The organism is uncultured Marivirga sp., assembly GCF_963974845.1.
Classification (GTDB): Bacteria; Bacteroidota; Bacteroidia; order Cytophagales; family Cyclobacteriaceae; genus Marivirga; species Marivirga harenae.
Genome location: NZ_CAXBEQ010000004.1, coordinates 160,911 through 173,806, shown reverse-complemented (window position 1 = coordinate 173,806; position 12,896 = coordinate 160,911). Strand labels below are relative to the sequence as shown.

At 35.4% G+C, this 12,896-nt stretch carries 14 protein-coding genes and 1 riboswitch; of the genes, 9 read left to right on the top strand and 5 right to left on the bottom strand.

The window, feature by feature from the left end; translation table 11 throughout:
- Window positions 1-12: 12 nt before the first annotated feature.
- Window positions 13-576 carry a DUF1801 domain-containing protein gene (locus AAC601_RS10705; protein WP_340153248.1) on the bottom strand — a complete coding sequence of 188 codons (564 nt, stop codon included), beginning with the start codon at window positions 574-576 and terminating at the stop codon, window positions 13-15.
- A 113-nt stretch (window positions 577-689) separates the two neighbouring features.
- Between AAC601_RS10705 and AAC601_RS10700 the strand changes: the two genes are divergently transcribed.
- The gene (locus AAC601_RS10700; RefSeq protein WP_340153247.1) at window positions 690-1,160 is read left to right on the top strand and encodes an OsmC family protein; all 471 of its coding nucleotides are present in this window, start codon (window positions 690-692) and stop codon (window positions 1,158-1,160) included.
- A 13-nt stretch (window positions 1,161-1,173) separates the two neighbouring features.
- Here the strand turns inward: AAC601_RS10700 and AAC601_RS10695 are convergent, their stop codons facing one another.
- On the bottom strand, window positions 1,174-1,638 hold the full coding sequence (locus AAC601_RS10695) for a DUF1456 family protein (protein ID WP_340153246.1): 465 nt from the start codon (window positions 1,636-1,638) through the stop codon (window positions 1,174-1,176).
- Window positions 1,639-1,771: 133 nt separating this feature from the next.
- Window positions 1,772-2,644: a succinate--CoA ligase subunit alpha gene (gene sucD / locus AAC601_RS10690; RefSeq protein ID WP_340153245.1), complete on the bottom strand. Its 873-nt coding sequence runs from the start codon at window positions 2,642-2,644 to the stop codon at window positions 1,772-1,774.
- A 149-nt stretch (window positions 2,645-2,793) separates the two neighbouring features.
- Between sucD and AAC601_RS10685 the strand changes: the two genes are divergently transcribed.
- The 8 genes from AAC601_RS10685 (at window position 2,794) to rimK (ending at window position 10,807) form a co-directional block, all read left to right on the top strand.
- A complete protein-coding gene (locus tag AAC601_RS10685; protein ID WP_340153244.1) occupies window positions 2,794-2,937 on the top strand; it encodes a DUF2256 domain-containing protein in 144 nt (47 codons plus the stop codon).
- 128 nt (window positions 2,938-3,065) lie between these two features.
- Window positions 3,066-4,559 (top strand): NAD(P)H-hydrate dehydratase, encoded by a 1,494-nt coding sequence (locus AAC601_RS10680; RefSeq protein WP_340153243.1) that lies wholly within the window; start codon window positions 3,066-3,068, stop codon window positions 4,557-4,559.
- 44 nt (window positions 4,560-4,603) lie between these two features.
- On the top strand, window positions 4,604-4,969 hold the full coding sequence (locus AAC601_RS10675; protein ID WP_340153242.1) for a T9SS type A sorting domain-containing protein: 366 nt from the start codon (window positions 4,604-4,606) through the stop codon (window positions 4,967-4,969).
- A gap of 100 nt (window positions 4,970-5,069) precedes the next feature.
- Window positions 5,070-5,759, top strand: coding sequence for a lysoplasmalogenase (locus AAC601_RS10670; RefSeq protein ID WP_340153241.1), 690 nt, complete (start codon window positions 5,070-5,072; stop codon window positions 5,757-5,759).
- Window positions 5,760-5,887: 128 nt separating this feature from the next.
- Window positions 5,888-5,980, top strand: a riboswitch (SAM riboswitch).
- A gap of 353 nt (window positions 5,981-6,333) precedes the next feature.
- Window positions 6,334-7,662, top strand: a complete 1,329-nt coding sequence (locus AAC601_RS10665; RefSeq protein ID WP_340153240.1) for an O-acetylhomoserine aminocarboxypropyltransferase/cysteine synthase — start codon at window positions 6,334-6,336, stop codon at window positions 7,660-7,662.
- Window positions 7,637-8,665 carry a homoserine O-acetyltransferase gene (gene metX / locus AAC601_RS10660; protein WP_340153239.1) on the top strand — a complete coding sequence of 343 codons (1,029 nt, stop codon included), beginning with the start codon at window positions 7,637-7,639 and terminating at the stop codon, window positions 8,663-8,665. The genes AAC601_RS10665 and metX overlap by 26 nt, the downstream gene beginning before the upstream one ends.
- Entirely contained in the window at window positions 8,652-9,845 is a 1,194-nt protein-coding gene (locus AAC601_RS10655) for a homoserine dehydrogenase (RefSeq protein ID WP_340153238.1), read from the top strand. Before metX ends, AAC601_RS10655 begins: the two co-directional genes overlap by 14 nt.
- A 50-nt stretch (window positions 9,846-9,895) precedes the next feature.
- The gene (gene rimK / locus AAC601_RS10650) at window positions 9,896-10,807 is read left to right on the top strand and encodes a 30S ribosomal protein S6--L-glutamate ligase (RefSeq protein ID WP_340153237.1); all 912 of its coding nucleotides are present in this window, start codon (window positions 9,896-9,898) and stop codon (window positions 10,805-10,807) included.
- Between the two features lie 137 nt (window positions 10,808-10,944).
- Here the strand turns inward: rimK and clpX are convergent, their stop codons facing one another.
- Complete coding sequence (gene clpX, locus AAC601_RS10645; protein WP_303270006.1) at window positions 10,945-12,183, bottom strand: ATP-dependent Clp protease ATP-binding subunit ClpX; 1,239 nt, start codon at window positions 12,181-12,183, stop codon at window positions 10,945-10,947.
- On the bottom strand, window positions 12,183-12,851 hold the full coding sequence (locus tag AAC601_RS10640; RefSeq protein ID WP_303270007.1) for an ATP-dependent Clp protease proteolytic subunit: 669 nt from the start codon (window positions 12,849-12,851) through the stop codon (window positions 12,183-12,185). The genes clpX and AAC601_RS10640 overlap by 1 nt, the downstream gene beginning before the upstream one ends.
- Window positions 12,852-12,896 lie beyond the last annotated feature (45 nt).

Below are 12,896 nucleotides of genomic sequence, written 5' to 3'. Positions count from 1 at the left end.
ATTTGCATGTGATCACTTTCTATATTTATCATTCAGTCCTTGCCCTTCCAGTACCATAGGCTTGATTTTTTCTAATCTAACGATTTGAGTAGCCTCCCGCTTTGCTGTAGAAAGATGCTCCACATATTCTTTTTGTTTAAATGGAGGAAGCGAATCAAAAGCATTTTTAAATTTATGGTCTTTAGTAAAAGCTTGGACCAAAATATCTGGTATTTCTAACTCTTCTGATTTCTCTGGTTTCCAACGTAAATCATTCTTTTCGTTTTCAATTGCCTCCTCAATATACACTGAAATCCGACTTTCATTCATTTCATCGGCAGAGGAAAACCTCCAGTGACGCATGGCTTTAGTTTTACCTTCTTGTGCATTTTCCAAAACTTGGTAAGGATCCTTTAGAAATACACCATTAAAAAACCACAGACTAACGTAATTTTTAAATGCTCTTATTAAGAGTACATTTCCATTATTTACAGTATAAACATCACTTCCCCATTTAGTTGTTTTTACCAATTCAGTTTTATCAATAATGGCTTTCAAAAATTCAAGCTCTTTTTGCCATATTTCAGAATTTTTCATTTCTCAAATATTAAAAAGTTTTTTCAATATACTAAAATACTGAAAGTCTAGAAATGAATTAATACTAAATTAGATTTTACTAATTTCACAGTTCTTTAAGCGCAAATGTAGTTATGAAATCACACCGCTATCACTCTTTCATAAAATGGACAGGTAATTATGGAAAAGGGACAAAGTCTTATTCTTCCTATGACAGATCATATGACATCATAATAAGTAATAAACCAACTTTAAAAGGAAGTGCAGACTCTGCTTTTAGAGGAGACGCTAGCATGCATAATCCTGAAGACTTATTTCTAGTATCCCTGTCCTCATGCCACATGCTTTGGTATCTCCATTTATGTGCTGACGCTAATATAACTGTGGTCAACTACTGCGATAAAGCTTCTGCTAAAATGAATATATCTGAGGGAGGAAAAGGCTTTTTTGAAGAAGCCACCTTAAGGCCTCAAGTGATAATTCTAGAAAAAGATAAATTTCAATTAGCCAAATCCCTTCATCAACAAGCCAATGAGTACTGCTTTATTGCAAATTCCTGCAATTTTCCAATACACCATAAGCCAATTATTAGCATTTTAGACTAGTCACAAGTTGGACTTACTTCCCCTCCCTATGTTTTAATTGAAGGCCATTAAGAAAATTTCTTAAATACTGATCTAAGAAGGGTCTATACTGGTTCTGTTTTGGGTTCCTTAAAAAAGCTGTAACCTCATGAGAACTAACTGGTTTTCCAGCTAATTTAAAGGCTACTAATATATCTTCTGTCTTTAAATTAAGTGCAATTTTAAGTTTCTTTAGGATATCGTTATTTTCAAGTATTTTCTCGGGCTTTGGTTGCACGCCTTCCCTTTTACCTCTTTTGGTGTTGATCAATCCATTTAAGAATGAAGCCAATTGATCATCATGAATATCTTTATAGTCCTCGTGATCTTCACTTTTCAGCCAATCAGTTACCAATGACCTCGATACTTTATAATCTGCACTATCGAAAATAGTAATCATTTCTTCATCACTATAATCAAAAATATAGCGAACTCTCTTCAAGATATCGTTATTGGTCATCAGTTATGTGGTTTTTATAATTAAAAAAAGACTGTTTTAAAAGCCTAGAAACCATTATTTAATCATGATTTTTTTAAGCTGTCAAAACAGTCTTTATAATAAAGTTGAATCCTAAATTCAGATTCCTATATCTTTAAGATAATGCTTTTTTCATGGTTTCTCCTATGTCAGCTGGTGACTGAACAACAAAGATTCCACATTCATCCATGATTTTCATTTTAGCTTCCGCTGTATCATCTTTTCCTCCGATAATGGCACCGGCATGTCCCATTCTTCTTCCTGCTGGAGCAGTTTTCCCTGCGATGAAACCAACAACTGGCTTTTTATTCCCATTCTCTTTTATCCAACGAGCTGCTTCTGCTTCATAGTTTCCACCAATTTCACCGATCATTACAATCGCATCAGTATCATCATCTTCCATCAACATTTGTACAGCCTCTTTTGTAGGAGTACCGATGATTGGGTCACCACCGATTCCGATAGCAGTAGAAATCCCCAAACCTGCTTTCACAATTTGGTCAGCTGCTTCATACGTTAAAGTACCTGATTTAGAAACAATCCCAATTTTACCTTTTTTGAAAACAAAACCAGGCATAATACCAACTTTCGCTTCACCTGGAGTGATCAATCCCGGACAATTTGGACCAATCAAGGTTAAATCTTTATCTTGAATATAAGTTTTTGCTTTAAGCATGTCTTTAACAGGAATTCCTTCGGTGATGGTTATAATCACTTTAATACCCGCATCAGCAGCTTCCATAATAGCGTCTGCAGCAAATGCAGGTGGAACAAAAATAATGGATACATTAGCACCTGCTTCTTTCACGGCATCTTCAACCGTATTAAAAACTGGTTTACCCAAATGTTTTTGACCTCCTTTGCCTGGGGTAACACCACCAACTACATTGGTGCCATATTCTATCATTTGCTCAGCATGGAATGTTCCCTCTGAACCTGTGAAACCTTGTACAATTACTTTAGAATCTTTATTGACTAAAACGCTCATTATGCTCTGTTTAAAGTTTTTGCAAAAATAGAAGAAAAGGCTTCATTCACAAAGTAATTTCAAGCTTGTTTCTGAATTAGTTGTCAAATGGTATTCTAAACAATCTATAAAAATATTGATTTAGAAAAAATAGAAAACAAAAATTGACTATGGTTAAAATGACCAAAAAGAGCAACCTTCCTTCAAAAATCTGTCCTACTTGCGGGAAGCCATTTAGTTGGAGAAAAAAATGGGAGAAAAATTGGCCAAACGTAAAATACTGTAGTAAAAAATGTAGAGCTAATTTCAACTAAAGATATTGAAAATAATCCTGCTTTGTTAAGTTAATTAGGGAGGTAAAACCTGTCAGGTTTGTTTGAAATTATTAATTAAACAAAGTAGGGATAAATAAAATATTCACAATTTTCCTATCTTAAGCATTATGAAGATTTTGAATGTTAAACAAATTAGAGAAGCAGATTTATATTCAATTGAAAATGAACCCATTGCTAGTATTGATTTAATGGAAAGAGCCAGTAAGAAAGTAGTGGACTGGATTACTGATAATTTCTCAAATCAAAATAAAGTGGTCGTTCTTGCAGGCTCAGGTAATAATGGCGGTGATGGTTTGGCCATTGCCAGAATATTGTCTGGACAAAAATATATTGTAAAAGTAGTTTTGGTAATGGGTGATAAAGGCTCAGAAGATTTTGAAATAAATCTTTCGAGATTAACATCAATAGATGAGGTTGATATTTCTTCAGCACTCAGTTCTGATGAAAATGTCAAAGATATTATTTTCATAGATGCCATTTTTGGCTCTGGATTATCTCGCCCAATTGAGGGTAAAATTGCAGAATACATCCATAAAGTAAACGAATTAGAAGGTATAAAAATAGCGGTGGACATTCCTTCCGGTATTTTTGCAGATGAACCAAGCGCGGGAGATACAATTCTCAAAGCTGACTATACCTTAAGTTTCCAGGTACCTAAATTAGCCTTTATGATGGCTGAGAACCAGAAGTATATTGGCCAATTTGAAATACTAGACATCGGCTTATCCCGTGATTTCATTGAGAATTGCATAAGCGATTACTCAATTTATAAACCAACAGATAAAAATAAAGCATCAATAAAAGTAGGGTCTACAGCTCATAAAGGCGATAGAGGCAGAGCGTGCATTATTGGTGGTGGCCATGCCAAAATGGGGGCAGTTATCTTAGCTGCTCAAGGCGCTTTACACTCTGGAATCGGATTATTGACCGTACAAGCATGTCCACATTGTATTCAAATCGTACAAATTCAAATCCCAGAGGCATTGATTTTAGAAGATGAAAATGAATATGTACTTGGCAGTTTCATGAATTATGAAAAGTATGATTCTCTGGTTTTTGGTCCTGCAGTTGGTTTCGCAAATAAAACAGTTACTCTACTTAAGGAAATCCTAAAATCATATAATGGCCAATTAATTTTAGATGCTGATGCTATTACAATTCTTGCTGAAAACAGAGAAATGCTCGAAATGCTACCTAAGGGCACCATTCTGACTCCCCATCACGGGGAGTTCAAGAGGCTAGTTGGAGATTATTCCAATAATTTTGAAGCTTTGATGCAACTAAAGTCATTCTGTATGCATCATAAAGTTGTAGTAATATTAAAAGGCAAATATTCTGCAGTTTGCAACAGCAATGGAAATATCAGTTTCAATAGTACAGGAAATCCTGGAATGGCAAAAGGCGGAAGTGGCGATTTATTATGTGGGATTTTAGCGGGACTTGCACCACGCATTAAAAAACCATACGAAATAGCAAAGTTGGCAGTATTTTTGCACGGTCTAGCTGGTGACATTAGCCTTCAGGAATACGGAGAGAATTATATGACTCCTTCAACTATGGTATTGAATTTGAAAAATGCATTTAAATTAATTGAAAATTAAATCAACAGTAAAACTATAAGCGGCAATGGCCGTAAAAAACTAAAATGAAATTCTCTAAGAACATATTGCTTATCTTCTTTATCAGCTTTAGCATATCCTTTGCAAATGCTGAAAAAGATTCATTAAAAGAAAAAGCAGTTGATATCGAAATCATAAAGATATTGAAGGAAGCTGAGGTCTACCCTAACCCAGCAGAGGATTTCATTTACTTAAAAATTAATGAGGGTTCCATTACTTCAGAAATTAGTATTGAAGTAATGAGCATCATTGGCAATAAAATGAGCATCACTCACGAAAAGATTAATCCTGGTCTTTACAAGATTAACCTCAAAAACATCCCTAGTGGCCATTATTATGTGATGTTAACCGTTGATACCGACAAAAGCTTAAAAAAGTTCATAAAGAAATAAGACTTTTGCATTTCACATTTCCGTTGTTTAGCGTAATTTCTTCACATAAATCTCTTTTATAATAGCTTTTTAATAAGTACTTTTCGATAAACATTGTTAGATGAGCTTTAAAGCATATTTCTATTGGATAGTTGCAGTACTTGAAATAATCTCTTTGTCTTTTGAGGTTAACATCTTACACCAAATTTGTAAACCACTATTGATGATAGCTCTTTTGATTTATTTTTGGGATAAATCAGATAGTAGAAAAGATGAAAAATGGGTAAGTTTTGTCACTTTAGCATTAGCTTTTAGTTGGATCGGTGACATAATGCTGCTATTCGCTTTTAAACACTTTATGTTCTTTTTTGCTGGCATCTCAGCATTTTTAGTAGCTCATATCGCCTATATCATAGCCTACAGAAGAGCAACTTTTCAAGACAAGCTAAACTTTAGTTGGTCTTTTTTCCCAGTAATTGTAGTAGCTTATTTAGCTTTAATGGCATATTTGATTTTACCATACATAGATAGTGTAATCCAAGTCCCAATTACTCTTTATGCAATAGTTTTAGCATTAATGATAGTGGTGGCATGGTTTCGTAAAAATCAAACTACCGATGATAGCTTCCAATTAGTGGTATTGGGCGCAGCATTATTCACTATTTCCGACTCTGTTCTTGCCATCAATCGTTTTTCTCACACCATACCCTATGCTGGAGTTGCAGTAATGAGTACCTACATTATTGCTCAGTGGCTTATAGTAAACGGATTGTTAAAGCATAAGAAAACCCCAAGTGATAACACAATATAATCTTCTTAAAATTCATATAAAATCAATAGTTTATTCTGTAAAAAAATTATTTTTAAAATAAGTAATTTTTATTTGGAATGATGTTTGTTTATTTCAAAAAGCTTTTCCTACATTTGAATTATTAAATCAATTTATAACGAAGAGGTAAGAGACAGGCTCTATGATCCTCTGGCAACCTGATTCAAGGTGCCAAATCCTGCCCGATAAGGGAAATATAAATATGAAAGCATTACACAACTCAAGTCAAAGCGTTCAATTCGCAGTTCAACAATCAACTGGATTCAATTCTCGAATCAAGTTCAGTATTTCAATTAATCACAACGATATTTTTTTAGCTCCCATGCGAATGTGCATGTGCTGTAGTTGTTAATCAACAATTCAACTCTTTTGGATTCATCCCAATAATCTGAACTGGAAAGGGCTGTCCTTTTCGATCTAATTACTTTCTGGAAACATATATAATCCATTCAAAACCAATTAATTAAAATTTTTATTATCGCGTCCATCATGCTGATGGGCTTTATTATTTCTCAATTATTATTCTAAAAAATTATACATCTTAAATTTTAAAATTATGTCAACTACACAAAAATTCGAAACATTACAGTTACATGCAGGTCAGGAAATTGACCCAACAACCAATTCAAGAGCGGTGCCTATTTATCAAACCACAAGCTATGCTTTTAATAACTCAGACCATGGTGCCAATTTATTCGGTCTGAAAGAATTTGGCAATATCTATTCAAGAATCATGAACCCGACCAATGATGTTTTTGAGAAAAGAATTGCGGCTTTAGAAGGTGGGGTTGCAGCAGTTTCAGTTGCATCAGGACAAGCGGCACAATTTATTGCCTTGAATAATATCTTGGAAGCTGGCGATAATTTCATCACTACCAAATATTTATACGGAGGCACCTACAATCAATTCAAAGTATCCTTCAAGAGACTAGGTATAGAAGCACGATTTTCTCCTGATGAGGAAGTAGAATCTTATGAAGCATTGATTGATGAAAATACTAAAGCCATTTATTTGGAAACCATTGGTAACCCGACTTTCAATATCCCTGATTTCGAGACTATTTCCGCATTAGCTAAAAAGTATGACTTACCATTAATTGTAGATAATACATTTGGTGCGGGCGGTTATTTGTTCAGACCTATTGAACATGGTGCTAATGTGGTTGTAGAATCTGCAACCAAGTGGATTGGCGGTCATGGGACTTCAGTAGGCGGTGTATTAGTAGATGCAGGTAACTATAATTGGGGCAATGGTAAATTCCCGCAGTTTTCGGAGCCTTCGGAAGGCTATCACGGACTAAATTTCTGGGAAACTTTTGGAGAAGGAAACCCGCTGGGTCTACCCAATATTGCTTATGCCATCAGAGCAAGAGTAGAAGGTTTACGGGATTTTGGCCCAGCTTTAAGTCCATTCAACAGCTTCTTGTTGCTTCAAGGATTAGAAACGCTTTCACTAAGGGTACAAAGAACAGTCGATAACGCTTTAAAATTAGCTTATTGGTTAGAGAAACACCCTTTAGTGGACAAAGTGAATTACCCAGGATTAGAGAGCAGTAAATATTATCAACTGGCTAAAAAATATCTTCATAATGGCTATGGTGGAGTTTTATCATTTACCGTAAAAGGAGATAAAGAAGAAACAAAAGCCTTTGTGGATAATCTTAAATTAGTTAGCCATTTGGCAAATGTGGGAGATGCTAAAACATTGATTATTCAGCCATCAGCTACTACTCACCAACAATTATCTGATCAAGAGCAACTGTCAGCAGGTATTTCTCCTAACTTATTAAGAGTATCTGTTGGTATTGAGCATATTGACGATATCATTGCAGATTTTACTCAGTCATTTCAAAAAATACATGAAGAAAACTATGCCACAGCATAATTTACCTAATTCTTTTCAATTAGAAAGCGGTCAAAGCTTGCTCGGGGCTTCTCTTTATTATGAGATTCTAGGTGAAATTTCAGAAAATAAAGAAGTGGTTTGGGTTTGTCATGCTTTTACTGGAAGCGCCACCGTCAAAGATTGGTGGGCTTCACTTTTTGTTGAAAATGGTGGGTTTATAGATCTCAATCAGCATGTTGTAATATGTGCTAACTTATTGGGCTCGTGTTACGGAAGCACGGGGCCAGAATCGCTAAATCCTCATACTGCAGAAATTTACGGTGATGAGTTTCCCATAATTACCAACAGAGATGCAGTCAGAGCTTTTATAGAATTAAGGATAGCATTGAATATCCCTAAAATTCATTTCTTAATTGGAGGATCATTAGGTGGTCAGCAAGCGTTGGAATGGTCAATCATGGAACCCGAAGTAATTGTAAACCAGATTTTAGTAGCTTCAAATGCCAAACATTCTGCTTGGGGAATAGCCTTTAATGAATTACAAAGACAAGCTATTGAATTAGGGGAAAAGAGCGATGTTGAAGACCAACAAAAATCTCTTTCATTGGCGAGAAGCATAGCTATGCTAAGTTATAGAAGCTATTCGGACTTTGAACGTAACCAAAATGGAAAAGCTGAAAACGGTGATTGGAGAGTGTCTTCCTATTTAAAATATCAAGGAAAGAAATTCAATGGGAGATTTAGCATTAAAAGCTATAATATTCTATCCAAAATGATGGATTCTCATAATGTGGCAGACGGAAGAGGAGGTAAATTAGCTGAAGTACTGAAATCCGTCAAAGTCAAAACTTTATGCATAGGGATTGACAGTGATAATCTATTTCCACTTGATGAGCAAATATTTATCAGCGAGCATATTCCCAATGCAAAATTAGAGGTAATTAAATCGTCCAAAGGACATGATGCATTTCTAATAGAAGGAAACCTGATTTCTAAATTCATCAACAAACAATTAAGCAATACTTTATATGAAGAAACTTAAAGCGGGATTATTCGGATTAGGAGTAGTAGGCTCTGGAGTTTATACTATGCTAAAGCAAAATGAAAAATATGGCATTTCGATAGAGAAAATTGCCGTGAAGAACATTGATAAAGCAAGAGAAATAAATTTACCTGATGAAATTCTTACTTCAAAACCGGAGGAAATCTTAGAAAATAACGATGTAGATGTCATCATCGAATTAATTAACGAGCCTGAAGAGGCATTTGATATCGTTAAAAAGGCATTCGAAAAAGGAAAATCAGTAGTGAGTGCTAATAAAAAAATGGTAGCACTTCATCATCAAGAATTGTTGCAACTAAGCGAAAAGTATGGAGTCAAATTCTTTTACGAAGGTGCAGTATGCGGTAGCGTGCCAATTTTAAGATTGCTTGACCAACATTACAAGTCAGATTCAATAAAATCTGTAAAAGCCATCGCTAATGGGACTTGCAATTTTATTCTCTCAAAAATGACAGCTGAAAATCAGGATTACGACTCAGCATTGCAGGATGCCCAAGATTTGGGCTTCGCGGAATTAGATCCTTATTCGGATGTAAGTGGTGAGGACACCCGTTTTAAATTGGCCATTATGATTTATCATGCATTTGGAATTTTTGTACATCCCAATGCAATCTCTTTGGAGGGAATTAATTATTTGGATGAAACACTTGTGCAATTTGCTCAAAAGAATAAGTTAAAAATCAAATTAATTGGACAGGCTCAAAAGATCAATGGTGAAATAAAAGCTAAAGTAGAACCGCAATTGGTCAGTGAAAAGCAAGACTTCTATAACATTGAAAATGAATACAATGGAATATTAGTGGATGCTGAATTTACTGGAGAGCAGTTTGTAAAAGGTAAAGGAGCAGGAAGCTTTCCTACAGCATTAGCTGTTTTATCTAATTTAAAGGATTTGAAATATGACTTAGCAATAGCCAAGTCTTCAGTAAAAAAGGAATTTGAATATTCGTTTAATGCTGCAAAGGAGATTTACTTTATTGGTGGTTTTGAGAATGAATTATCAGGCCTAGATATATTGGAACAAGAAGAAAACTACTATTTAGTAAAAGCGGAATTTATACAGTTAGAGAAATTCAAACAGCAGCAACCCAATCTCTATTGGGTACAAATATCTCAAGATATTTACGATAAAATCAAAAAACATGAGGTTGTGATTTAGGTTAGCCATCTTTTTTAGTTTACTTTGGCTGTACAAAAAATGAAGTAAAAATGAAAATTGCAGTTCTATCAAGAAATCCAAACTTATACTCTACAAGAAGACTAATTGAAGCAATTGAGCAAAAAGGACATGAACCACTTCGTCTTGACCATATGCATTGCGACATAATCATGGATGAAGCAGGGCCATCTATATACTATCATGGTGAAAAATTAGAAAAAATTGATGCTATTATCCCTAGAATTGGGGCGTCAGTCACATTTTACGGAACTGCAGTTGTCCGTCAATTTGAAATGATGAAGACATTTAGCGCAGTGGATTCATTAGCCATAACTCGTTCAAGAGATAAGTTAAGAAGTTTGCAAATTCTATCTCGTTCGGGATTAGCCATGCCTCGCACTGCATTTACAAATCGATCCGAAAATGCTGGTGATTACATATTAGAGCATCTTGGAAAAGCTCCTGTCGTTTTAAAACTATTGGAAGGAACCCAAGGATTAGGTGTTGTTTTAGCAGAAACCAGAAAAGCAGCTGTTTCTGTAATAGAGGCTTTTGAAGGACTGAAAGCGCGGATCATCATGCAAGAATTTATAAAAGAAGCTGGAGGTGCAGATATCCGTGTTTTTGTAGTAGATGGAGAAGTTGTTGGAGCAATGAAACGTCAAGGAAAGGAAGGTGAATTTCGTTCTAATTTACACAGAGGGGGGTCTGCTAATGTCATTAAATTGAGCAGGTCTGAAAAAGCAGCAGCATTAAAAGCGGCTAAAGCAATGGGGCTAGCCATTGCGGGTGTTGATATGTTGCAGTCTTCCAGAGGGCCGTTAATATTGGAAGTAAATTCTTCTCCGGGTTTGGAAGGAATTGAAAAGGCTACTGGAAAAGATATTGCATTAAGAATTGTGGAGTATATAGAAAGGGGCTTGGATAAAAAACGACTACCAAAGGATAAGGTGAAAGCGTAAGTAAGAACCTAGACAGTAACTATTAATCCATCAACTTACCCAAAATTTCTTAAACATTTCAAAAAATAAAAGGGCCGTTTTCATGCGAAAACAGCCCCATTTTTGTCTAAATCCTAGACTCGTGGTTCTAAAGTCTATTACGCTACTCTAAGATTTTTATATTTCGACTTATCAAATTTTGAAGCTGCGTATTTTTTATCAATCAGAAGTTCGGTTCCAGATGATTCTCCATCAAATTCGAACATCGCATCGGTCATTATTACTTCGCAAATTGAACGTAATCCTCGCGCTCCTAATTTGAACTCCACTGCCTTATCCACAATGTAATCCAATGCTGAATCCTCAAATTTTAATTTAATACCTTCCATATCAAACAATTTAGAGTATTGCTTCACTAAAGCGTTTTTAGGCTCCGTTAAGATCGATTTCAATATATCTTTACTTAAAGGATCTAAATGAGTCAATACTGGCAATCGGCCAATCAACTCAGGTATCAATCCGAAATTTTTCAAATCCTGTGCAGTAATATATTGCAGGAGATTTTCCTTATCGATTTCTTCTTCTCTGGTTTCCGATTTAGCAAAGCCTAAGGGAGTAGTATTCAACCTCGAGGCTATTCCTCTGCTTATTCCATCAAAAGCGCCACCGCAAATGAAAAGGATGTTTTCAGTATCGACATTGATCATTTTCTGATCAGGGTGCTTTCTTCCACCTTGAGGTGGCACATTCACTGAAGTCCCTTCCAATAATTTCAACATGGCCTGTTGAACACCTTCACCGCTTACATCTCTGGTGATAGAAGGATTATCCGATTTACGGGCAATTTTATCTATCTCATCAATATAAACGATTCCTCTTTGGGCCGCTTCAACATTATAATCTGCAGATTGTAATAATCTGGTCAAAATACTTTCGACATCTTCACCCACGTAACCTGCTTCGGTTAAAACTGTAGCATCAGCAATACAAAAGGGAACTTGTAAAATTTTAGCCAAAGTTTTTGCTAAATAGGTCTTACCTGTACCCGTCTCCCCTACCATAATGATATTAGACTTTTCAATCGTTACGTCATCCTTGGTAGCTTTTTGCATCAATCGTTTATAATGATTATAAACCGCCACTGATATCACTTTTTTAGCCTCATCTTGGCCGACCACATATTGATCCAAATGTTTTTTCATTTCAATTGGACGAATCAAATTGAATTTTGGGTCTTTTGAAGATGATTTTGTTTTAACTTCTTCTTGTAGAATTTGTTGAGCCTGCGCAATACACTTATCACAAATGTGCGCGTGTATGCCCGATATCATCAAATCAACATCTTTTTTGTTTCTCCCACAAAAAGAACAGCTTACTTGTGTTTTGTCTTCTGCCATTACTTTCTCACTAATACTTCATCAATCAATCCATAATCCTTGGCTTCCTCTGCACGCATCCAGAAGTCCCTATCAGAATCTTTTTCTACTTGTTTGTATGATTTACCACTGTGTTTAGACAAGATATTATATAAATCCTCCTTAACAGAAAGAGTTTGTTTCAAAGAGATCTCCATATCTGAAGCTTGACCTTGCATTCCACTCATCGGTTGGTGTATCATAATTCTGGCATGTGGTAATGCAGACCTTTTTTTCTCAGCTCCACCGGCTAATAATACCGCTCCCATACTTGCTGCCAATCCTGTACAAATTGTTCCTACATCAGGAGATATATAGTGCATCGTATCATATATACCTAAACCAGCATAAACCGAACCACCCGGACTATTAATATAAAGACTAATGTCTTTCTTAGCATCTACAGATTGCAAAAACAATAGTTGAGCGGTAATTACGTTTGCGATATTATCATCCACTTGCATGCCCAAGAAAATTATTCTATCCATGATTAAGCGGGAAAATACATCTATTTCCCTAAAATTGGTGGGACGTTCCTCAATGACAGCTCTGGTCATATTTTCTACCTGCTGTACATATGAATCGACCATACTACCTGATAAACCTTCGCCTTTAACGGCAAATTTCCTAAATTCCTCTTTATTAATCATTTAAGTATTTTGTTATAAGTACAAATTTAAAAAAAAAGTCCTTCT